A 23,277-nucleotide genomic window follows, 5' to 3' on the forward strand; every position below is an offset into this window, starting at 1 on the left:
CGCGGCCGGTGTTCCGCGCCCGTCCGCCGGCGGTGTCGTGGTCATCGCGTCGGCGCCTTGAACCGCAGGGGCAGCGCGCGCAGGGTGCGTTCGGCGATCGCCTCCGCCTCCGCCGAGTCACCGGCGTACGCGATCACCCCCGCCAGGACGTCCGCCCCGCCGCGGTAGGGCGGCACCACGGTGCCCGGCGCCAGCTCGATGCCCCAGAAGACGTCGTGCACCCCGGCCCGCCGGGCGACGTCCCGCGGGTCGCCCACCCACTCCACCACCCCGCCGTCCGCCGGCAGGAACCGCTGGACCGCCGCCCCGTCGCGGGTCGGACGCAGCTCCGAGAGGTCCAGCGGCCGGCCCAGCGCCAGGCGCACCACGTTGGGCAGCGGGTCCACGCCCGTCGCCAGCCGCATCACCTCGGTGGCGATCCGCGCGCCGGTGATCCGGCAGGTGATCTCCAACAGCACCACCCGGCCGTCACGGGTGCGCAGGATGTCGGTGTTGATCACCGCCGGGTCCAGCCGCAGGGCGAGTGCCCCGCGCCGCACCGTGTCGGTGATCTCCTCGATCTGCTCCCCGGTGAGCCGGCTGGGCAGGGTGTCGCCGCCCTCGAAGAAGTACGGGGCGAACTCCTCCTTGCGCCCGTACTCCCGGTCGGCGAACCCGAACCGGTGCAGCTCTCCGTCGACCATGAAGGCGGCGAGCGTGTGCTCGGTGCCCTCCAGGAACTCCTCGACGACGATCCGCCCGGCGGGGCTGAGCCGCAGCGCCTCGGCCGCCAGCTCCCGTACCGCCCCGGGCGAGTCCACCTTGACGACGCCCAGCGACCCGGTCTGGTCACTGGGTTTGATCACGGCGGGCAGGCCCACCTCGGCGACCGCCCGCAGCGCCTCCTCCACGCTCTCGGCGGCCGCGAACCGGGGCAGGTCCAGGCCCGCCTCCCGCAGGATCGCCAGCCGCCGGTCCTTGAGCGTGCAGTCGAGCGCCGTCTCCAGGGGCAGGCCGGGGCAGCCGAACCGGTGCGCCACCACGCTGACGGCCGGCGGGTTGTCGGCCCCCAGCGAGAACACGCCGTCCAGCCGGTCGATCCCCGCCGCCGACAGCTCCGCGAGGACCGCCGTGCCGTCGGCCGGGTCGCAGACCAGCAGGACGTCCGCCGCCTCCCGGGCCCGCTCGGTGGGCGTGTCGGTGGCCACCACCAGCTCCCGCCGGGCCGAGCGCAGCTCGGCCAGCGAGCGGTCCATCCCCGAGCCGAGCCCGCAGACCAGCAGCCGCTCAGTCACGGACGCCTCCCGGTCCGCCGGCCGGCGGCGGGGTGCGCAGGCCCAGGACCTGGAACACCTCTGCGTGGCCCGTGCCCGTGGACACCGCGGACCGGTAGCGCGCCAGCCCGCGGATGGCCTCGTCCCAGGCGGCGTGCCGCAGTTGGGACACGTACGCGCGCATCGCCTCGACCTTGGTGCCGATCTGGCCGTCGATGTCCTCCGCGTACTGGAACCGGGCCATCGGCGCCCACACCTCGTACCCGAGGACCAGCCGCGGCGCGGGCATGGGCCGGTCGCCCGCCTCCTGGAAGAACTCCGACTGCGCCATCCACAACGCCTCGGTGGTCAGCTGGTGCACCATCCGGTGCTCGACGTCGTCGTCGTTGTCGTGCGGCAGGTAGACCACCTGCGGCCGCACCTCCCGCAGCACCCGCACCAGATTCAGGTGCACGCGGCGGGAGAGCGTGAAGTCCCGCGACGGCTCGTCGAAACGGATGCAGCGGTGCACACCGAGCGCCTTCGCGGCCGCCTCCGTCTCGGCGGCGAACTCGGCGTCGGTGACGGCGTCGTCGAGGGCGCTGCGCTCGCGCCCGATGACGATGACGACCGTCACCCGGGCGCCGTCGCGGACGTGTTTGGCGATGGAGCCGCCGCAGCCGATGACGTCGTCGTCCGGATGCGGTGCGACCACCAGCACATCGGTGACCCCGGTCACGACCGCACCTCCGGCACCTGCCGGGCCCAGCCCGCCCACTGCCCGGTCAGCCCGGCGCCCTCGGCGAAGGAGGTGCGGGCGGTGAAGCCCAGCAGCCGCGCGGCCTTGTCGTACCGGGCCCGGGCCGTCGAGCGGTACAGCTCCAGCTCCCAGTCCGGCACCGGGTCGCCGGTGCCGGAGCCCTGCGCCCCCGGCTCGCCCAGGCCCCGCAGCGAGCGGATCGCGTCGAAGAAGCGGCCCCAGCCGAGCTGCTCGCCGTTGCCGACGAGGAAGCGCTGACCGGCCGCCGCCCCGGTCCCGGTGGCCAGGAGCACCGCGTCCACCAGGTCGTCGACGTACACGGCGTTGCACACGCCGGTGTCCTCGCCCGTCGGCAGCGCGGCGAAGTCGCCTTCCGGGCGCTGCAACTGGGCGGTGGTCCACTGGCCGCCCCACGGTCCGTAGACCACGCCCGGCTGGAGCACGACGGTCTCCAGGTCGGGGCCGTGGGCGTCGAGGACCAGCCGCTCCGCGGCGAGCTTCTGCTGCTCGTACTCGCGGTCGGCGGGGTCGGCCGGGCGGGCCGGCGACTCCTCGGTCAGCTCTCCGGTGACCGCGGGGTCGTAGACGTCGACGGTGCTCAGGTGCACCACCCGCCGGACGCCCGCCGCGCGCGCGGCGGCCAGGACGTTCGCGGTGCCCTCGACCGAGGCGGCCCAGCGGTCGGCCTCGTCACCGGCGCTGCCGAAGGCGCAGTGCACGACGGTGTCGCAGCCCTCGAAGGCCTCCCGCAGCGCGTCGGTGTCCAGCAGGTCCGCCCGGCGGAACTCCAGCCGTTCCTGCGGCAGCGCGGACAGCCGCGCGGCCCTGCCGAAGCCGCGCACCACGGGACGGACACGCGCCCGGGTGCCGAGGGCGAGCCGCTCGACGACGCGCCCCCCGATGAACCCGCCGGCACCGGTGACCGCCACCGTGCGGTCGGCGACCGCGGCGGCGCACTCGTCCGGGACGGCGCGCGCGGTCCAGGGCTGGACGGCCTCCTCGTGGGCGCCGCCGTAGCACTCCTGGATCAGCTCCACGACGCGCAGACCGTCCTCGGGGCCGGAGTGCACGGCGGCGGTACCGCGCACGGCCGCCGCGAAGTTGGCGAGCTGCTCGGTGAACAGCAGCTCCCACTCGCCCTGCGCGGGCGCCACCGCCTCCACGTCGCCTCGGTGCAGCTCCACGCCGTCCGCCGTGACCAGGGTGCACTCGCCGGCCGGGAAGTCGGTGCCGATGGTGACGGTCGCCCGGGTGCCGGTCACCGTGCAGGAGATGCCGAGGTCGCGCACCCGGCTGAACGCGCAGTGCACGTTGACCGCGCCGAAGCGCAGGTGGGCCTCGGCGTCGGTCTCCACCCCGCCCAGCGTGTCGTCCCGGTAGCGGACGACCTCGACGTCGTGGCCGAGCCACCAGTGCAGCGTGTCGAAGACGTGCGAGGCGGTATCGGTGAGCACCCCGCCGCCCGCGAGCCGCCGGTCGAACATCGACCACGAGACCGGCTCCCACGCGTACGGGTGGCCCTCCGACCAGTCGACGCGCACCACGTCGCCCAGGTCACCGCTGTCGATGAGCCGCTTCACCCAGGCGTACGCGGGGAAGAGCCGCCGCGGATGGGCCATGGCGAGCAGCGGCGCGGAGGCGTCCGCGGCGAGCTCGACCAAGTGCCGGGCGTCCTGGACCGAGGTGGTCATCGGCTTCTCCAGCAGCACGTGCTTGCCGGCCGCGAGCAGGGACTCCACGGTTTTCGCGTGCGCGCTGTGCGGTACGACGACCACGGCGGCGTCGAAGTCACCGGCGGCCTCGGCGGGGTCGGTGGCGATCACCACCTCGTCGGCGCCCGTACCGCCCAGTTCGCGGTACAGCTCCAGCGCGTCGCGCGCCTGCCGCGGGTCGCGGTCGATGAGCGCGGTCAGCCGGACGTCGCCCTTCAGCGGCGGCAGGGCGGGCAGGTGGCAGCCGCGGGCGGCGGCACCGCACCCGACGATGGCGAGGCGTACGGGAGGCATGGGTTTCTCCAGAGGGTCGGAAGGGAGTGGCGGGGATGGTCGGGGAGGGAGGCGCCCGGTCGGTCGTACGCCGTGGGGCGCGCGGTGCGGGTCAGGGCGCCCCGGCCGAGTGGTGCACCCAGACGTTCGGCTCGGCGTACGTGCCGTGCCCGTCGTCGCCGACCCGCAGCGGCACGAGGCCGCCGGGCAGCGGGTGGTCGCCCGGCCCCGGCAGGGGGTAGCCCAGAAACTCCTCCCACCGGGACACGGGCTGGCGGATCACCAGCGACCGGTGCGTGATGCCCAGCTGCCGGGCGCCCAGCTCCAGGTGCGTGCGCAGCCACGGGTCGAAGCAGCGCCCGTCGGGACGGCGCCAGGCGGCGTACTCCTCGATCGGCACCAGCGGGTAGCGCGGTTTGCGCGTGGGCCGCACCGGGATGATCACCCCGCGCGGGCACCGGTCGGCGGCCCTGGCGCGGACCTCGGTCAGCAACCGCTCGGCGTGGCCGGCCGCCCGGTGGGCGGGGTCGACGGACACCGAGAGCATGCAGACGGCGTCCGGCCGTTCCGGGGGGCCGTCGTCGACGGCCCGCACCAGGACCTCGTCACTGCCGGAGGGCAGCGACGAGGCCGTGCCGTCCCACCGCATCGGGAGCCCGTTGGCCGCCGCGACGAGTCTGCCGCCGCCGTCGACCAGGCACAGCTGGTGGTCCGGGTAGCGCTCGTACATCCCGTGCCAGCGCCAGTTGCCGGGGGACTCCCAGCTCATGAACGCGGGCATGTTGGCGCCGATCAGGGCGTCCACCTCGGGCAGCAGCCACGGGTCTCGGGACAGGTCGGTGAGGGTGAGTGCCACGGGTGCGCTCAGCCCAGCAGCCGGGTCTCGGCCGAGGCCCGCATCGGGCGCGAGCGCCGCAGGTCGGCGGTGACGCACACCCGCTTGAGCCAGCGGTCGGTGCCGTCGTAGCGGGCCCGGAACGGCAGACGGCCGTGCACCGCCCGGTGGTTGTCGATGAAGAGCACGTCGCCCTGGTCGGCGACGACCTCCCGCATACCGGCGTCCACCACCTTGAACAGCGCGTCGTACGCGCGCCGGGCGTCGGCGTCGTCCTCCGGCACGGAGGTGAAGTACGGGTCGAGCCGCATGTACGGGTCCTGGCGCGAGCCGTACAGCAGCGGGCCGAGCGGCCGCTCGTCGATCATCCGCTGGATGGTGGCGAAGCGGGCCGCCTCCTCCTCGGAGGTGATGGTGTTGTTCTTCGGCAGGTGGGACTCGTCCGGGGCGATGTAGAACCGCGACTCGAACAGGATGTCGATGTCCTCGTCGGACAGCGAGGACAGGTCCAGCTCGCCGATCGTGGTGGGCACGTGGTCCGGATTGCGCAGCGCGCCCAGGATCAGGTAGTCGCTGCGGTACGGGTGGAACGCGTCCTCGGTGTGCCAGGTCAGCAGCTCCTTGCTGCCCATGCCGAGCTGGTCGTTCTCGTGCTGGCGGATCGGGAAGATGTCGTGCACGAGGTGGCCGTCCTGCTGCGTGGCCCACCCGAAAGGCTCGCCCAGCACCGCCGAGTACAGCATCAGCAGCAGCTCCTCGGGGAACTCCGGGCCGGGCCGGTGGCGGCCGCGCCAGTGCTCGGGGGTGGGCCCGATGCGCCGCTGGTCGAATTCGTGGCCGCGGACGACCACATGGCCGTGGCGGTCGCCCAGCTTGAAGTCGCGCAGGAAGTGCTGCACGCCGAGCGGCAGCCGGGCCGCGAGCCGCGGCAGGTCGCGCAGGAGCTCCGGGTCGCCGAAGGACGGGTAGGCGGCGGCCAGTTCGCGGGTGAGCGCGGCGGTGGCGGCGGCCTCGTCGGAGGTGAGGGTGTAGCTGCGTGTGGACTGGTCGGTGAGGTTCGACATTGCCAACTCTCGCTGAGTGGTCGGGGATGGTTACCGCTCGCGGGCGGCCGGAGCCGGGCCCGCGGGCCCTCGGGTGGTGCGTGGTGACGCGATGGTCGGTGGGGTGCGCGTTGGTCGGTGTGATGCGCGTGGCGCCCGGTGGTCGGTGTGACGTGATGGCCGGTGGGACGCGTGTTGGTCGTTGTGATGCGCGGGGCGGTCGGTGTGGCGTGGTGGCCGGTGTTACGCGCCGGGCGCCCGCCCACGCGTTGCCGCTGCCGGGAGGCCGGTCGGCGGCCCTCCGCGTGCCGTGGCTGCTCGGGGCCGGGCGGCTGCGCGGGGCCGGTGGTCCCCTGCGGCGGACCGGTCTACCGGGGCAGGCCCGCCTCCTGTGGGCCGGCCTCGCGCGGGCCCGCCTCCCGTGGACCGGCGGTCGCGAGCGCCCCGGCCAGCAGCCGGGGGGTGGGACACCGGAGCAGGGCGCTCGCCCGCAGCCCGGCCGCCGAGGGGAGGAACTCGCGCAGCCGCGCGAGCAGCCGCATGGCGAGCAGGGACTGCCCGCCGTGCTCGAAGAAGTCGTCGTCCGGGCCGAGTTCCGGTGCGCCGAGGACCTCGCGGAAGAGGCCGAGGACGGTGGACAGCGGTTCACCGCCGGGTCCCGGGGCTCCGGGGACGGTGCGCCCGGCCCCCGTAACGGTGGCCGCCGTGCCCGTGGACGCCGCCGCGTTCGTGACCGTCGCCGTCGCCCAGTCGCTCAGCCGGCGCTTGTCGATCTTGCCGTGCGGGTTCTTCGGCAGGACGGACACCCGGTACAGCACCCTGGGCACGGCCCAGTCGGGCAGCTGCTCCTCCAGCGGCGCCACCAGCGCGTCCCTCTCCACCGCCGTCAGGCGCACCGCCTCCCCGGGGAGCGGGGCCCGCTCCGGGTCGGCCGGGACGGTGAACGCCCACAGCACGGTTCCGGTCGCCGGGTCGGGGAACACCACGGCCTGTTCCACCGAGGGGTCCTCGCACAGGGCGCGTTCCACCCGCGCCGGCTCCAGCCGGTGGCCGCGGATCTTGACCTGGTCGTCGAGCCGCCCGAGGAAGACCAGGTTCCCGTCGGCGTCGATGCGCCCCAGGTCGCCCGTCGTGTAGACCCGCGCGCCGGGGACGGCGGACAGCGGATCGGGGACGAAGCGGCGGGCGGTGGCGGCGTCGTCGTCGAGGAACCCGCGTGCCAGCAGCGGCCCACCGATGTGGATCTCGCCCGCCTCGCCCTGCGGCACCGGCCGTCCGTCGCGCCGGACGCTGATCTCCACGTCCCGCAGCGGGGTGCCGAGCGGAACCTCCCTGGCGTCCGCCGGGAGCAGCCCGGTGTAGAAGGTCGAGCTGACGGTGCACTCGGTGAGCCCGTAGACATGGGCGAGCCGGGCGGGCTGCCGGGCCTGCCACTCCCGGTAGGGCCGCGGGTCCATGCGCTCGCCGCCGACCACCACCAGGCGCAGCCCGGCCGGGGTGGTCAGGCCCCGCGCGTCGAGCCAGCGGGCGTACTCCAGCCAGTACTGCGTGGACAGTTCCACCACCGTGGTCCCGGTACGGGCCATCAGGGTGTGCAGCTCCTCCGCGTCCAGGGCCCGGGTGTCGGCCCTGCACACGACCGCCGCGCCGGCCACGAGGGCGGGGAACACCTCCTCGATCAGGACGTCGAAGCCCAGCGAGGCCACCTGGAGCCAGCGGTCCCCGGCGGCCAGCTCCAGCCGTTCGGCGACCGCCGCGGCGAACCTGCGCAGCGAGTCGCGCTCGATGAGCGTGCCCTTGGGCTGCCCGGTGGATCCCGACGTGAACAGCACGTACGCCACGTCGTGTCCGGCGGCCCGGGCCGGCGGCCGCACCGGGCGGCCGCCGGCGTCCGCCGCCCCGGCCCCCTCTCCGGCCCCCTCTCCGGTCGCCGCCCCGCCGGCCGTCCCGTCGGCCGCGCCGTCCGGTACGTACGCCGCCGCGGGTGCGTGGGCGCCGTCGCCGAGCCACACCGCCGCCTCCGTACGGCGCACCAGCGAGTCCCGCGCGGCGGCGGGCAGCCGGTCGTCCAGGACGGTGAACCCGGCCCCCGCCTTCAGCGCCGCGAGCATGCCCAGCACCGTGCGGCCGGGGTCGGCGAACGCCAGCCCCACCAGCCGCCCGGGGCCCGCCCCGCGCCCGGCCAGGGAGGCCGCCCAGGCATCGGTCAGCCGGTCGACCGACCGGTGGGTGAGCACCCGGTCCGGTGTCACCAGCGCGGGCGCGTCCGGCTGATGGCGTACGCGCAGGTCCCACAGGTCCAGTACGTCGGGTGCGTCCACGGCGGTCACCGTCCCGCCCCGCGGGTGCGCAGGAACTCCGACAGCCCCGCGAGTCCGGCCCGGAAGCCCTCCTCCGGGCCGCCGAAGCCCAGCCGCGCGCCGTGCGGGGCGCCGAAGGCGGTGCCCGGCACCAGGAGCGTGCGGTGGCGCGACAGCAGCTCCAGGCAGAACCGTTCCACCGCGGCGGGACCGTCCGCCGCCCGCTCCAGCTCCCGGAAGACCGGCAGCGCGCACACCCCGCCCTCCGGCGGCGTCCAGCGCACCAGGTTCTCGTGCTCGGCCATCCACTCGGTGAGGTGCGCGAGGTTGCGCCGCGCCTCGGCCGCGCGCCTGCCGATCAGCACGTCGGCGTGGCGCATCGCCCGCTCGGCGATCAGCTCGACCAGCGGGGACAGGAAGAGCGTGGTGCGGTCGCGCAGCGGGAAGACGGCCGGGACGATGTCCGGTGGCGCGATGGCCCAGCCGACCCGCAGCCCGGGCAGGCCGAAGGTCTTGGAGAAGGTGCCGTAGGAGATCGTGTCGCCACGGGTGGCGGCGGGGTCCGGGAGGACGTCCCAGCGGTGTGCGATCTCGGCGGTGGCGGCGTCCCAGACCAGGGTCGCGCCCGCGGCGGCGGTCCGCTCGGTCAGCGCCTTCAGGCCCTGCGGCGACAGTGTGACGCCGGAGGGGTTGTGCGGGAAGTTGACGACGACGGCCGCGGTGCCGGGCGTGACCAGGCCCTCCAGTACGTCCTCGTCGATCTCGCCGTCGCGCACGGCCGCGGCCGGCAGCTCGGCGACGTCGCAGCCCGCCGCCCGCGGGTAGTGGCCCAGCGAGTGGTAGATGCCCTGCTGGACGACCACCCGGTCGCCGGCCCGCAGCAGTGTGCCGAGGGTGAGGGCGATGGCCTCGCTGGAGCCGTGGGTGACCAGTACCCGGTCGGCGTCGCCGCCCGCGTACCGGTCGGCGATCGCCTGCCGGATGCCGGCGCCCCCCTGGGAGACGCTGTCGTCCATGACGACGGCGTCCAGGTCCTCGGCGGGGATGCCGCACAGTTCGCGTATCTCGGCGAAGGTGTACGGGTGGACGCCGCTGGAGCTGATGTCGTGGATGTCGGGGCCCAGGTGGCGGCGGTACCACTCCTCCAGCACCGGGGGGTCCTCACGCGGTGGACGCAGACTGCTCATGGGTGTGCAACTGTCCCTTCTACCCTTGACGGGCGCCCTGGTGGGTCTCCCGCCACCACTGCTGCCCGGCGAGCGGCAGCGTGTCGATGGGGTCGTAGTAGTGGTACGAGCCGTTGCGGGCCTCCGGGTCCGCCGCCTCCAGCGGGGTGAGGAAGCTCTTGCTCCAGTGCGAGACGCCGAGCACGCGGTCGTACGAGTCGGCCTGGTCCACCCAGCGCTTGCCGGCCAGCGGCACGTCGCACACGATGCGGGGCGTGGAGAACCCGGGCAGGTAGCCCATGATCTGATGCTGGATCAGTTGGGCCCGGTGCAACGGAACCCGCCAGTGCTCGGCGTTCGGGATCATGTCGCACATGTAGAAGTAGTACGGCGTGATCCCCGCGTGATCGATGAGCGCGAAGCACAGGTCGAGCAGGTCGTGCGCGCTGTCGTTGACGCCGCGCATGAGCACGCCCTGGTTGCGCACGTCGTGCAGTCCCGCGCCCAGCAGCGCCCCGGACGCCTCCGCCACCGCCGGGGTGATCTGCTGGGCGGCGTTGGCGTGGGTGTGCAGCGCGATGCGCACCCCGCGCGAGCGGGCCGTCCGCGCGACCCGTGCGACACCCTCCAGCACCGGCCCGGAGCGCCAGTGCTGGGGCAGTCCGACCAGCCCCTTGCTCGCCAGCCGGATGTCCCGTATCGACTCGATCCCCAGCAGGCCGTCGATGAAGCGCTCCAGTCGCGGCCAGGGCATGTTGGCCAGGTCGCCGCCGGAGACCACGACGTCCCGGATGCCGGGGGAGGCCCGCAGGTGCTCCAGGATGCGGTCGGCACGGTCGGTCGGCTTCAACTGGAGCTTGTTCTTGGCGACCTGGGGCGTGGAGTTGCCCACCAGGTCCATCCGTGTGCAGTGCCCGCAGTACTGCGGGCACGTCGACAGCAGCTCCGCCAGCACCTTGGTGGGGTAGCGGTGGGTCAGCCCCTCCACCACCCACATGTCCTGCTCGTGCAGGGAGTCCCGGGAGGCCATCGGGTGCGACGGCCACTCGGGGTGGCGGTCGGAGAGGACCGGCAGCATGTAGCGGCGTACCGGGTCGTCGTAGAACGCCTTGGTGAGTTCGCCCGGCCGGCCGCCGGTCGCTTCCGGCGCCATGGTGTTGATCATCTGGGGCGGCAGCAGCACCGACATGGTGGCGCGGTGCAGCCGGTCCTGCCCCCAGTCCTCGTAGAAGCCCTCGTCCAGCAGGTCGCCCATGACCGCGCGCAGGCCCTTCGCGTCCTTGACGCAGTGGGCGCGCTGCCACTGGGGGTCCGCCCACTCGGCGGCGGTGACGTCGCGCCACCCGGGCAGGCGCCGCCAGTCCGGCTCCACGAGCGGACGGCTGCGGTACTCGTAGACGCCTTCCAGTGCTGCTGATTCCGTCTGGCTGCGTGCTGTGTCCACCAACCCGCCACCCAATCCCATCGGTTTCGGCCGTATCGCCTGCCATCGATCTTGCAGAGCGTGAGGGGTTGTACACGAGGGGAAGTTGTACGGGGCGCGAACAGTGAGTGCCCCTGTACAACTCCGGGCCGTTCGGCGCGAAGCGGAAGACGCCCGGTGGGGTAGGAGGGGAGCGGACGGCCGCGCTCGGGGGACGGTGCGACCGGCTGCGACCGCTGGCCTGAATAGTTGGTTGATGAGTTGATGTGTATGTCACTGGCATGTACCAATGACCCCGGATCGGATGCGAAGGTCTCCCTGCCGGGAGGCCGGCAGCCTCCGGCTGATCGTCCCGTCGGGACCGGACGCCGCTGACCACGGTTGTACGGCCCGCGGGACCTGTGCCTCGTCGAGACAACCGAGTACCAGGGGGGAAACATGCCCAGGCCAGAGCGGTTACTGGACCCAACTGCAGGACCACTGGAGGCGTTCGCCCACGACTTGCGCATTCTACGGAGGCGGGCCGGGAACCCGTCGTACCGCACCATGGCGAAACGGGCGCACTACTCCGTGGCCACCCTCGCCGAGGCCGCGCGGGGGCTGCACAAACCCTCGCTGAAGGTGACGCTCGCCTATGTGGCCGCGTGCGGTGGGGACGAGGAGGTGTGGTCGCGCCGCTGGCACAGTGTCAGCAGCGAACTGGAGGCCCGCGACGTCCTGAGACGGCGGTGCCCGGGCGGAGCGGAACGGGAACCTCCCCGGGAGCCGCTCCGTGCCGGTCGCCGCCGGCCCGCGCCGAGTCCTCCGGGCCACCACCCGGACCCCGAACCCGGATGGCACGCGGCCCGGGGGACGGACCATCCCCCGCACCGCGGTCCGGGCGGGAACCGGGACCGGACCGCGGAACGGGCGGTGGACCGGGGCTCCGAACGGGTGCCGGACCGGCCCACGGACCGGGGCCAGGAGAACCGCGCAACCGACCGAACCGCAGGCCGCACAACGGACCGGACCCCGGGCCGGACGACGGACCGCGCCACCGACCGGACGACGGACCGGACGACGGACCGAACCCCGGGCCGGACAACGGACCGCACAACGGGCCGGGTCACCGACCGGACGACGGACCGAACCCCGGGCCGGATAACAGACCGGACAACGGACGGGGTCACCGGCCGGACAACCGACCGCGACGCCGACCGGACCACGGACCGTGCACCGGACCGCGGCCGCCCCCGTGCCGCCGACCGGGGCCCGGACAGCGGCCCGGAGCGGGGCCCGGACCGGGCCTCGGCCCGCGGCCAGGACCCCGGTTGGCGGGACCACGGCGCCCCGCCGCCCGCCGCCTCCCCGGCCGGCCGCGCCCCCGGCGCGCTGACCCGCGACGAACGGGCCGAACTGCGCAGGCTCCGCAGCGAGGTGGAGGAGCTGCGGCGCGCGAACGAGGTGCTCAAGGCGGCGTCCGCCATCTTCGCCGCCGATCTCCGCACAACGTCGAAGGTCGTGTACAACTCCCCGGGTCGACAAGATCGGTCCGCGTGACCGGTGCACCCCGCGCCCATGAGGCGCGGGGTGCACCGCATGATCCCGACCGACCTTTGGGGACTGACCATGCGTGTGCTCGGAGTCAACGGCTGGCCCGGGGCCAGCCACGATGGTGCCGCCTGCCTCGTCGTGGACGGCGAAGTCGTCGCCCTCGCCGAGGAGGAACGCTTCACCAGGAACAAGCACGCCTACGGGGAGGCGCCCCTCAACGCCGCCGCGCACTGCCTCGCGGAGGGCGGCTTCACCCTGGACGACATCGACGTCGTCGCCCACGGCTGGGACCTGCCCAAGCTGTTCGGCGACCGCGGCCTGGACTGGTTCGCCGACGACGCCGCCGCACTGGAGCACCTGCTGCCCAAGGCGCTGTTCCCGCGCTCCCGCGACCCGCGCCTGACGTTCGTGAACCACCACATCGCCCACGCCGCGAGCGCCTACCACCTCTCCGGACGGGACCGCGGCGCGATCCTGGTCCTGGACGGGCAGGGCGAGGATGTGAGCACCACGCTCGCCGTCGGCATCGACGGAGAGATCAAGACCCTGCGCAGCCACACGCCCGGCTGGTCACTGGGCTACTTCTACGCGGCGGTCTGCGAGTACGCCGGCCTCGGCGCCGACGCCGCGGGCAAGATGATGGGCCTCGCCTCGTACGGCACCCCCCGGGACCTCACCTTCGGCGGCGCCCTCGACTTCACGGACGAGGACTTCACCGTCGGCGTCGTGCCGCCCGACCTGCGGTCCACCGGCAGCACCGACGAGGAGACGGCCACCATCCGGCACTGGCTGCGGCACCTGGAGAAGGTGCTGCCGGACGCCCCCAACCGCTCCGTCCGCCGCTTCGACCCCCGCGTGGGGCGCTACACCAAGGTCACCGACCGGGACCCGTTCGAGTACCGCGACATCGCGGCCACGGCCCAGGCGGCCCTGGAGCATGCGGTCATGGCACTCGTACGCGGCCTGCTCCGGGAGAGCGGCGAGACCACCCTGCTCGTCGCGGGCGGCGTCGGCTTCAACGCGACGCTCAACGGCAAGCTCATGCGCATGCTCGAGGTCCAGGACCTCTTCGTCCAGCCCCTCGCCGGCGACCAGGGCGTCTCGCTCGGCGCGGCGGTCTGGTGCGCGGCCCAGGAGGGCGACCGCATCCGGCCCATGGAGGGTTCGGTGGCCTGGGGACCGCAGTGGGACGCCGACGCGATCCGCCGTGTCCTGGAGGCGTCCGGCACCGCCTACACCGAACCGGCGGACATCGCCGCCGCCACCGCGGACGTCCTGGCCGCCGGCGGGGTCGCCGGCTGGTTCCAGGGCCGGGCCGAGGGCGGCCCCCGTGCCCTCGGCCACCGCAGCATGGTCGCCGTGCCGAACCCCGAGGGGACCCGCGACCGGGTCAACGTCCGCATCAAGGACCGCGAGGCGTGGCGGCCGTTCGCCCCGAGCATGCAGGAGGAGGCGGCCGAGGCCCTCATCGGCACGACGACCCCGCTCCCGTACATGATCGTCACCACCCCGGTCACCGAGGCCGGCGCCGCCGTCATGCCCGCCGTGGTGCACAGCGACCGCACCACGCGGCCGCAGACCGTCTCCGCCGAGGTCGACCCGCTCTACCACCGGCTCATCGGCGAGGTCGGCGGGCACACCGGCACCCCGGTGGTGCTGAACACCTCCTTCAACGGCCGTGACGAACCGGTGGTGTGCAGCCCGCGCGACGCCCTCGCCACCTTCCACCGGCTGCCGATGGACGCGCTGGCCATCGGGCCGTTCCTGGTGCGCCGCCCCGACGGCGCCGTCGGCGGGGCCGGCGCATGACCGCCCCCACCCGCCCCGGCCCCGCGGACACGGCCCCGGAATCGCCCACGGCACCCGCCCCCGGCGCACACCCCGACCGCTCGGTCACGGATCCCGACCACCCCGCCGCCGGCGCCGCGCACCCGGGCGACGACCCCGCCGCTCCGGCCGTCGAGGACGTACGGGTCCGGCTGGAGGCATGGCTCGGCGGCACCGTGCTCACACCGGAGGCGGACCTGTCGGCCCCGCTGCTCGACCTGGGCGTGGACTCCCTCGACCTGATCCGCACCGCCCGCCGCATCGAGGCCGCCTTCGGCGTCCGGGTGCAGCTGCGGGAGCTGGCCGTACCGACGATGACCACCGCCCGCCTGGCCGAACTGGTCGCCGAACGCGCCGCCCGGCGGCGTACCGCCGACACCGCCCCGCCCGGCGCCGGCCACGGCCCGGTCCCGCTCACCCCTCCGCAGGAACAGGCGTGGGAGGAGCAGAGCGGCGACCGCGGCCACTGGAACCAGGCCCTGCTCTTCACCACCCGGCCGGGGCTCGACGGGGAGCTGTTCGCCGAGGCCGTGCGCCGCCTGGTCGCCGGGCACGCCTCGCTGCGCCTCACCGTCGTGGCCCCGCCGGCCCGCAGGCCCCGCCAGCAGGTGGCGGCCGTCGCGCTCGACGGCCCGCCCGGCGCCGCCCTCGGACCGGTGCTGGACACGGTCGACATCTCCGAACTGGCCGACGCCGACCTGGCGGCCGCGATCACCCTGCGCTGCGCGGTCGAACAGGGCGCCCTCGACCCGGCGACCGGCCCGGTGGTCCGGTTCGTCCGCTTCGACGCGGGCCCGATCCGGCCGGGGCGGCTGCTGATCGTCGTCCACCAGCTCGCGTTCGACATGGTCTCGTGGTCGGTCCTCCTGGAAGACCTCGAGGAGCTGTACACGGCGCTGGAGGCCGGCCGCACCGACGCCCGGTGCGCCGAGGGCACGTCGTACCCCGAGTGGGCCCGGGCGCTCACCGAGCACGCCCGTACACCCGAGGCCGAGGCGGAGGCCGAGTGGTGGACGGACGTCGTCCGCACCCCCGCGACCGTGCCCCTGGACCACACCGCCGACGACCCCCGGGCCGTGAACACCGCCCGCACGGCCGCCACGCACCGGGAGGAGTTCCCGCCGGAACTCACCGCCCGCCTCGACGCGGCCGCCCGCGCCCACCGCGCGCACCCCGGGGACCTGGTCCTCCACGCCCTGGGCGAGGCGCTGGCCGGATGGCTCGACGAGCCGGCCGTCCGGGTGGACGTCCTGCGGCACGGGCGCGAGGAGGCCGTCGGCGACTCGCACCTCGCCCGCACGACCGGCTGGTTCACCACCACCGTGCCCGTACGCCTGGACCTCGCACCCGGCACCGCCGCCGAACGGCTCGCCCGTACCGTCGGCCACCTCGCGGCCCTGCCCGGCGGGGGAGTGGGGTTCGGCGCGCTCAGCCGGCACGGCCGGCCGCGCATCTCGGCCGCCCTGCGCGCCGCCCCGCCCAGCGACGTCTCCTTCGACTTCGAGGGCGACGACGCCGACGCGCTGCCGCTGCGCACCGTGCTGCCGGACGTGGCACCGGAGCCCATCGGCGACATCACCGCCCCGCACTGGACACGGCCCCACCTCATCGAGGTGATCGCCACGACCGACGACGACGTGCTGCGCGCCGAGTGGTGGTACTCCACGGCCCTGCACGACGAGGCGACCGTACGCCACCTCGCCGCCCGCCACCGCGCCGCGCTCACCGCCCTCCTCGACGCGGTGGGCCACGGGTCGGCGGCACCCGGTGCGGCCGGGGCGGCGGACAGCTGAACACCCCCCGGACGGACAAGAGAAGAAGACACCTGCCATGACCCTGCCCAGCGTGCTCGATCCCTTCTTCGCCGCCGCCCGCTCGCACCCCGAGCGGCCGGCGGTCATCGACAACGGAATGACCGTCGGATACGGCCAACTGGCCTCCTGGGCAGGAACGGTGGCCGACCTCGTCGCCACCCGCACACCGGGACCGCACCCGCCCGTGGCCGTCGTCACCCACCACAGCGTCCGGGACATCGCCGCGATCCTCGGCGTCCTCGCCGCCGGCCGCGGCTACGTGGTCGTGCCCGGCGAGGACGCCGGCCGCGCGGGCGACGCCCTGCGCGCCCTCGGGTGCCGGGAGCTGATCGCCACCGCCGACACCGGCCCGCTGCCCGCCGTCGACCGGGTCCTGCGCCCCCGCTGGACCCCCTCCCGCGCACCGGTCCGGCACGGTGGCCGGCCGGTGGGCGCCGACGACCCCGCCTACGTGCTGTTCACCTCGGGCTCGACCGGCGCCCCCAAGGCCGTGGCGGTGCCCCACCGCGCCCTGCACGCCGTACTGCCGCACCTGATCGAGCGGTACGGGGCCGGCCCGGACACCGTGTCGCTCAACTTCACCCGCGCGGACGGCGACACCAGCCTGGAGGAGAACCTCCCGCCGCTGCTGACGGGCGGCCTGGTCGTCCTGGACGGGGACGCCGAGGCGGACCTCGACCGGGTCCTCACCGACCACGAGGTCACCCTGATCAACCTGCCCGTCGACTACTGGCATCTCTACACCGGCCACCTGCTGGAGACCGGCCGGAAGCTCCCCGGCAGCGTCGAGACCGTCGTCATCGGCGGTGAGGCGGTACGCCCGGACATGCTGGAGCGCTGGCACCGGCTCGGCGCCGACGGCGTCCGGCTGCTCAACACGTACGGCTCCACCGAGACCGCGCTCGTCACCCACAGCGCCGTCCTCGCCGGCCCGGGGGCCGAAACGACCGTGGCCGGGCCGGCGGACGCCGAACAGCCCTCCGGCGGCGACCCGTTCGCGGACGGCGTCCCGATCGGCCGCCCGCTGCCGTCCGTACGGCAGGCGGTGGTGCCCCGCCCGGACGCGCCCGACGGCCCCGGCGAACTGTTCGTCTCCGGCCCCCAGCTGGCCACCGGCTACCTCGACGACCCGGCCCGCACCGCCGCCCGCTTCGTCGAGGCGGACCTCGGTGGCGGCCCCGCCCGTTGGTACCGCACCGGCGACCTGGTGCACGAGGCCGCCGACGGCACCCTGGTCTTCCACGGCCGCGTCGACCACCAGGTCAAGATCCGCGGCCACCGGGTGGACCTGCTGGACGTCGAGGAGGCCATCGGCCGGCTCCCCGGTGTGACCGCGGTCGCCGCCGCGCCCCACAGCAAGGGCGAACACACCGCCCTGGTCGCCTTCGTGGTCCTCGCACCCGAAGCCCCCGCGCCGCACGGCGACGCCCCCGCACCCCACGACAGCACCGGCGCCGACGGCACCGACTCCGCCCACGACGCCACCGGCCCTGCTCACGGCACCACCACCGCTCCCGGCCCCGTCCACGCCACCGCTCCCGCCCCCGACCCCGCCGCGCTGCGGGCCCGGCTGCGCGCCACCCTGCCGCACCACCTCGTCCCCGACCGGATCGTCGCGGTGCCCGAGCTGGCGCACACCCGCACCGGCAAGGTCGACCGCGCGGCCACCCGGGACCGGTACCTGTGACGAACCGGCTCTTCGACGCATCGGTGGCGCCCGCCGCCGTACCCGAGGCGGACGCCCGCGGCCCCTGGGCGTATCTGTGGTGGCTGGTGCGCATCCGGCCGTGGCCGCTGGTCCTCAGCGCCGTGCTGGGCACCGTCTGGATGGTGCCCCTCGCCCTCGTGCCGCTCGTCATCGGACGGGCCATCGACGAGGCGGGCCGGGGCGCCGGCCAGGGCGGCCTGTACCTGTGGTCGCTGACGGCACTCGGCCTGGGCGTGCTCCAGGCCGTGGCCGGCGCCGGGCTCATCCAGGCCGCCGTGAGCGCCGAGGCGCACGCCCTGTCGTACACCCACCGCGTGCTGGTGCGCCAAGTGGTCCGGCTGGGCGCGACCCTGCGCGGCAAGGCCCGCTCCGGTGACGTGGCCGCCTCGGCCGCCGCCGACGTCGAAAGCATCGGCAACGCCTTCGAGGTCGTCGGGCGCACCATCGGCGCGGTGTTCGCCGCCGTGCTCGTGGCCGTCGCCCTCACCGCGACCTCGCCCGTGCTGGGGCTCGCCGTGCTCATCGGCGTCCCCGCGGCCGTCCTCGGCATCGGACCGCTGCTGCGGCCGCTCCAGGAACGCGACGAGGCCCAGCGCGAGCACATGGGCGTGGCCACCTCGCAGGCCGGGGACATCGTCGCCGGCCTGCGGATCCTGCGCGGCATCGGCGGCGAGGCCGGCTTCGCCGAACGCTTCCGCCGCACCAGCCAGGAGGTGCGGCGCGCCGGCGAGTCGGCCGGCCGGATGGAGGCGTGGCTCCAGGCGGCGGGCGTCCTGCTGCCCGGACTCGTCACCGTCGGCATCGTCTGGCTCGGTGCGCGCCTCGCGCTCCAGGGCACCATCACCGCCGGTGAACTGGTCGCGTTCTACGGGGCTTCCGCCTTCCTGACCCTGCCGGTGAGCACCGCGACCGAGGCCGCGGAGACGCTGAGCCTGGCCAAGGTCGCCGCCGGCCGGGTCTGCACCCTGCTGCGCCTCACCCCGGCCGTCACCCCGCCCGTCCACCCCCAGCCGCTGCCGCCCGGGCCGCCGGCGCTGACCGACCCGTACACCGGTGTCACCGCCGAGGCGGGCCGGCTCACCGTGGTCACCGCCCCCGCGGACCGCACCGGGGAGCTCGCCGACCGGCTCACCTTCCCTCCGGTCGCCGGGGACGACACCCCCGCCGTCCTGCTCGGCGGCGTACCCCTGGACCGGGTGGACCCGACCGAACTGCGCTCCCGCGTCCTGCGGTCGGGGCCCGCCGACGCCCTGTTCAGCGGCACGCTGCGGGAGGAGCTGACCGGCCGGACCGCCCGGTCGCCCGAGGAACTGGACCGCGCCCTGCACGCCGCCGACGCCGCCGACGTGGTCGAGGCCCTGCCCGAGGGGCTGGACACCCGGGTGGACGAGGGCGGCCGGACGTTCTCCGGCGGTCAGCGCCAGCGCCTCGTCCTCGCGCGGGCCCTGCTCGCGGCCCCCGACGTCCTGGTGCTGGAGGACCCGACCTCCTCCGTCGACGCCCACACCGAGGCCCGGGTGGTCGAGCGGGTGGCCGCGCTGCGCGCCGGGCGGACCACCGTCGTGTTCAGCGACAGCCCGCTGTGGCACGGCGTCGCCGACCGAGAGATCCGCCTCGACGCGGACCGAGTCCCCGGCAGCACCGACCGCTCCGCAGGAGTGCCCTCGTGACGACGACCCCCGCCCACCGCACCGACGCCACCACCCCGTCCGGCAACGCCTCCCCGGCCCCGCCGTCCGCCTCCGCCGCGACCACCGGCACCGCCACCACCGCCACCGGTCCCGCCGGCGCGTCCGGCCACCCGGGGCGGCTGCCTCTCGCCGACCGTTCCGACGTCCGCGCCTGGGTCGGCGCGTTCCTCCGCGGCGAGGCCGCCCGGCTGCTCCTCACCTTCGCGCTGTTCGCCGCCGCCCTGGTGGCCGGCCTCGTCGGGCCCCGGCTCCTCGGCCACCTGGTCGAGTCCGTCAAGGCGGGCACCACCACGGGACGGGTCGACCTGCTGGCCCTGGCCTTCGTGGCGATCCTGCTCTGCCACGCGCTCCTCGCCCGAGCCGCCCGCACCCAGGCCACCCTGCTGGGCGAGCGCGTCCTGGCCCGTACGCGCGAGAACTTCGTCCGCCGGGTCCTCCGGCTGCCGCTGTCGGAGGTGGAGAGCGTCGGCACCGGCGACCTCCTCAGCCGGGCCACCACCGACGCCGACCGGCTCAACGAGAGCATCCGGCAGGCCGTGCCGCGCATCGCCCTGGCCGCCGTCACCCTGGTGTTCACCTTCGCGGCGATCCTGCTGACCTCGCCCCTCCTCGCGCTGGGGCTGCTGGCCGGGGTGCCGTTCGCGGTCCTGTCGACCTGGTGGTACCGGCCGCGCGCCACCCGCGCCTACGAGCGGCTGCTCGCCCAGGAGGCCGACGTCCTGGCCGTCACGCACGAGACCGCGCGCGGCGCCGCCACCGTCGAGGCCCTCGGGCTCGGCCCCCGCCAGGTGCGGCGCCACGGCGCCGCCGTCGACCAGGTGGTACGCACCAGGCAGCGCACCACCTGGTTGCAGACCATCTGGTTCCCCAGCCTGGACCTCGCCACGATGGTGCCCATGGCGCTGACCCTGCTGATCGGCGGGCTCGCCTACCAGCGCGGTGCCGTGGGGCTGGGTGCGCTGACCGCCGTCGTGCTGTACGTGCAGGCCCTCGGCGAGCCCCTCAACGACCTGCTCACCTGGACCGACGAGCTCCAGATCGGCAACGCCGCGCTCCGCCGGATCCTCGGCGTGGACCGGCTCCCGCGCGAGGAGCCCCGGCCGCCCGCGGCCACCGAGGGCCACGCCATCCGGCTGGAGGGCGTCGGCTTCGGCTACGGCCCCGGCCGCGAGGTCCTGTCCGGCATCGACCTCGACATCGCCCCCGGCGAGCGCCTGGTCGTGGTCGGCGCCTCGGGCGCGGGCAAGTCCACCCTGGGCAAGCTGCTGGCCGGCGTGCACCACCCGACCCGCGGCACCGTACGCATCGGCGGCGCCGACATCGCCGACCTTCCGGTGGGCCAACTGCGGCGCGAGATCGTCCTGGTGACCCAGGAGCAGCACGTCTTCACCGGCACCGTACGGGACAACCTCACGCTCGCCCGCGAGGAGGCCCCGCCCGACGAGCGGCTGTGGAAGGCCCTGGACACCGTCCTGCTGGCCGACTGGGCACGCGCCCTCCCCGACGGCCTCGACAGCGAGATCGGCCCCGGCGCCGCCCCGGTGTCCCCGTCGGCCGCCCAGCAACTGGCCCTGGCCAGGCTGCTGCTGTCCGACCCGCACGCACTGGTCCTGGACGAGGCCACGGCCCTCCTGGACTCCACCGCCTCCCGCCGCGTCGAGCGCTCGCTCGCCGCGCTGATCGAGGGCCGCACGGTGATCTCCATCGTGCACCGCCTGGACTCGGTCCGCGACGCCGACCGCATCGCGGTCATGGACCGCGGCCGGATCGTCGAACTCGGCAGCCACGACCAGCTCCTGACCGCGGACGGCGCCTACGCGTCGCTCTGGCACTCCTGGCAGACCACCCACCCCGACACCCCGAAAACCCGCCCCACCCCCGAACACGGCCCGACGGCAGGGTGAGGGGAGGGCTCGCGGACGGTGGCCGGGGACGCCGCTGCCGGACCCGGCGCCCCGGCCGCCGCCTCGGTCACCCGCGGGCAGGTCCCTGACCGCACGGCGGTACCAGGGAGCGGAGTTTCGCGCGGGTCTCCTCGTCCGTCGAGTAGACGATCGTGCCGATCATGCCCCGGGTGAGGAGCACCTTGTACGTGTTGCGGATGAGGCGGTCGACATCCTCGTCCGGCGTGGCCCTGGTGAAAACGGGGTCCTTCGACGCCGTACGGTCCACCACCCAGCGGTCGGTGCGCCACACCAGATCGGGACCCAGGATCACGCCCGACCAGTCGTACTCGAAGCCCTGCGCGGTGTACACGCAGCCGACCTGGCCGAAGCCGGCCGGATCGGTCGCCCACAGGGCGGCCGGCGGCGCTCCGAGCACGGCATGGTCGCCGGACAGGTTCCACGGCTTCGACCACGAGCCGATCACCACGTCGGACGGCAGCCTGGTCATGTCCGGAGTGATCTTCGTTGTCCACTTCCAGCAGTAGCCCGCGGAAAGACGGGCGCCGTACCCCTCCGCGCGCCTGGCGACCAGGAAATCCTCCAGAGCCTGGGGGCTGTCCGCGATCAGCAGGTGCACCTTGCCGTCCGGTTCCCACACCGTCGGGCCGGTGCCCTCCAGCCCCAGCAGGTCGGTGACCCAGCGGAGATAGGACTCACTGCCACCGCACCGGAACTGGCTGTCCAGCCTGACCACCTGGCAGTCCACGCCCTGATCGGCCGCAGCCTGCCGGATCTGCTCCACCGTTCCCATCTCGCCGGGCCGCACGACCTGGTGCTGATCGAGCAGGAACACCGGGACGCGGGCCGCGTCGATGAGCTCCGCCACCTGCGGGCGGTTCGTTCGGAGGGCAGCCCTGGTGTAGCGGTTGGCGGAGGTCTTGCGGAGGCGGTGGGCCTCGTCGCAGACCAGGACGTCGAGGTCGTTCGGCTCCGCCTCCATGAAACTGTTGAAGTAGCGGAAGAGCCGCTGCACCTCGGGTTTGCGGGCACCCGCGACCTTCCGCATCGTCTTCGTGAACGACTGGGAGCCGGTGGCATGGACGGCGGGCACACCGCGCCGGTACAGGTCGCCCAGCAGGGACAGGGCGATCACGCTCTTGCCCGACCCGGGGCCACCGGTCACGACCACCACCTGCTTGTGGTTGGCCCTGCGGGCCTTGCGCACCGCCGCCATGACCGTCTCGTAGGCGAGGCGCTGCTCGTCCAGCAGCACGAACTGTTCCCTGTCACGCACCTCTTCAGCAGCCACCGCCATCAGCTGCCTGGAGGGGCGAACCTTCCCCTGGAGCAGGGCGTCGGCCGCGTCGGCTCCGGGCTTGGGGGCCAAGCGCGCGCAGGTAGTCCATGAACGCCCCGCGCTGCTCCCCGGTGAACATCCGGCCGCGGTGGTCTTCCTCGACCTCGCGGAGCCCGGCCACGGCGAACTCGGTCGCGTTGTGCAAGTACGCCACGCCCGTCACCGCATCGGGGACCCGCTCCAGTGCGCCGTTGAACGACACCAGGTAGTCGCAGTACCCCCGCACCTGCTCGATCGGGTTCAGGACCGGATCGGGGTAGGCGTCGATGCGGCACCGCAGCGGGTCGCCGCCCTCCGGGTACGCGCTGCTCCACTGCTTGAGTTCCACGACCACGTACGACGGCTCGCCGTTCGTCGGGTGCACGCCGGCCAGTATCACGTCCGCCCGTTTGCTCGTGAGAGGCAGTCCGTACTCCAGCAGCATCTCGACCTCTCCGAGGCCGGCCTCGACCAGGGTGTGGGTGAGCGCCGGGATGCTGCGGTCCCAGGCACGGACCTCGGAGGGATGCGGCTTGTGCCCGTGCCTATGGAGGAAGTTCTCGGTCAGGAGATCCGTCAGCCGTCCTTCGAGGAGGGTGCGGTTGGCCAACGACGCCGCGGACTCACGGAACAGCAAGAGAATGCCCCCAGGCAGCACGAAGTGACTCGTGCGGGTGGGGGCATGTCCTCCTGGTCCGCGAACGCGGAGCGGAAGCCCGTCGGGCCGCAATGATGGTC

The 23,277-nt window shown here is 74.6% G+C and carries 13 protein-coding genes and 2 pseudogenes; 6 read left to right on the forward strand and 9 right to left on the reverse strand.

The genetic code is table 11. The features are described 5' to 3' along the window. Positions 1-41: 41 nt before the first annotated feature. The 8 genes from AB0L29_RS28620 to AB0L29_RS28655 all read right to left on the reverse strand — a co-directional run bounded on the left by AB0L29_RS28620 (position 42) and on the right by AB0L29_RS28655 (position 10,765). Positions 42-1,274 carry an ATP-grasp domain-containing protein gene (locus tag AB0L29_RS28620; protein WP_365830989.1) on the reverse strand — a complete coding sequence of 411 codons (1,233 nt, stop codon included), beginning with the start codon at positions 1,272-1,274 and terminating at the stop codon, positions 42-44. Further along, complete coding sequence (locus AB0L29_RS28625; RefSeq protein WP_234372319.1) at positions 1,267-1,971, reverse strand: PIG-L deacetylase family protein; 705 nt, start codon at positions 1,969-1,971, stop codon at positions 1,267-1,269. The genes AB0L29_RS28620 and AB0L29_RS28625 overlap by 8 nt, the downstream gene beginning before the upstream one ends. Then, positions 1,968-3,998: an NAD-dependent epimerase/dehydratase family protein gene (locus AB0L29_RS28630; RefSeq protein ID WP_365830991.1), complete on the reverse strand. Its 2,031-nt coding sequence runs from the start codon at positions 3,996-3,998 to the stop codon at positions 1,968-1,970. Before AB0L29_RS28630 ends, AB0L29_RS28625 begins: the two co-directional genes overlap by 4 nt. Before the next feature lie 91 nt (positions 3,999-4,089). Then, positions 4,090-4,833, reverse strand: a complete 744-nt coding sequence (locus tag AB0L29_RS28635; RefSeq protein ID WP_365830993.1) for a hypothetical protein — start codon at positions 4,831-4,833, stop codon at positions 4,090-4,092. 8 nt (positions 4,834-4,841) lie between these two features. Further along, a complete protein-coding gene (gene vioC / locus AB0L29_RS28640; protein ID WP_365830995.1) occupies positions 4,842-5,876 on the reverse strand; it encodes an arginine beta-hydroxylase, Fe(II)/alpha-ketoglutarate-dependent in 1,035 nt (344 codons plus the stop codon). 347 nt (positions 5,877-6,223) lie between these two features. Continuing rightward, positions 6,224-8,176: an amino acid adenylation domain-containing protein gene (locus AB0L29_RS28645; RefSeq protein WP_365830997.1), complete on the reverse strand. Its 1,953-nt coding sequence runs from the start codon at positions 8,174-8,176 to the stop codon at positions 6,224-6,226. A 5-nt stretch (positions 8,177-8,181) separates the two neighbouring features. Continuing rightward, a complete protein-coding gene (vioD, locus tag AB0L29_RS28650) occupies positions 8,182-9,342 on the reverse strand; it encodes a capreomycidine synthase (protein ID WP_365830999.1) in 1,161 nt (386 codons plus the stop codon). A gap of 19 nt (positions 9,343-9,361) precedes the next feature. Then, positions 9,362-10,765, reverse strand: a complete 1,404-nt coding sequence (locus tag AB0L29_RS28655; RefSeq protein ID WP_365831001.1) for a lysine 2,3-aminomutase — start codon at positions 10,763-10,765, stop codon at positions 9,362-9,364. A 1,329-nt stretch (positions 10,766-12,094) separates the two neighbouring features. Between AB0L29_RS28655 and AB0L29_RS28660 the strand changes: the two are divergent. The 6 genes and pseudogenes from AB0L29_RS28660 to AB0L29_RS28685 form a co-directional block, all read left to right on the forward strand. Continuing rightward, positions 12,095-12,208 (forward strand): annotated as a pseudogene (locus AB0L29_RS28660) (XRE family transcriptional regulator); the annotation flags it as partial. A gap of 144 nt (positions 12,209-12,352) precedes the next feature. After that, positions 12,353-14,086 carry a carbamoyltransferase C-terminal domain-containing protein gene (locus AB0L29_RS28665; protein WP_365831003.1) on the forward strand — a complete coding sequence of 578 codons (1,734 nt, stop codon included), beginning with the start codon at positions 12,353-12,355 and terminating at the stop codon, positions 14,084-14,086. Then, a complete protein-coding gene (locus tag AB0L29_RS28670; protein ID WP_365831005.1) occupies positions 14,083-15,897 on the forward strand; it encodes a condensation domain-containing protein in 1,815 nt (604 codons plus the stop codon). Before AB0L29_RS28665 ends, AB0L29_RS28670 begins: the two co-directional genes overlap by 4 nt. Positions 15,898-15,934: 37 nt before the next feature. Then, a complete protein-coding gene (locus tag AB0L29_RS28675) occupies positions 15,935-17,605 on the forward strand; it encodes an AMP-binding protein (protein WP_365831007.1) in 1,671 nt (556 codons plus the stop codon). Beyond that, a complete protein-coding gene (locus AB0L29_RS28680) occupies positions 17,602-19,296 on the forward strand; it encodes an ABC transporter ATP-binding protein (RefSeq protein WP_365831009.1) in 1,695 nt (564 codons plus the stop codon). Before AB0L29_RS28675 ends, AB0L29_RS28680 begins: the two co-directional genes overlap by 4 nt. Further along, complete coding sequence (locus AB0L29_RS28685; protein WP_365831011.1) at positions 19,293-21,221, forward strand: ABC transporter ATP-binding protein; 1,929 nt, start codon at positions 19,293-19,295, stop codon at positions 21,219-21,221. The genes AB0L29_RS28680 and AB0L29_RS28685 overlap by 4 nt, the downstream gene beginning before the upstream one ends. A gap of 67 nt (positions 21,222-21,288) precedes the next feature. On the opposite strand, the pseudogene AB0L29_RS28690 reads toward AB0L29_RS28685, so the two are convergent. Next, positions 21,289-23,176 (reverse strand): annotated as a pseudogene (locus tag AB0L29_RS28690) (DNA/RNA helicase domain-containing protein). Positions 23,177-23,277 lie beyond the last annotated feature (101 nt).

The sequence above is a fragment of the Streptomyces sp. NPDC052701 genome (genome assembly GCF_040678355.1).
Classification (GTDB): Bacteria; Actinomycetota; Actinomycetes; order Streptomycetales; family Streptomycetaceae; genus Streptomyces.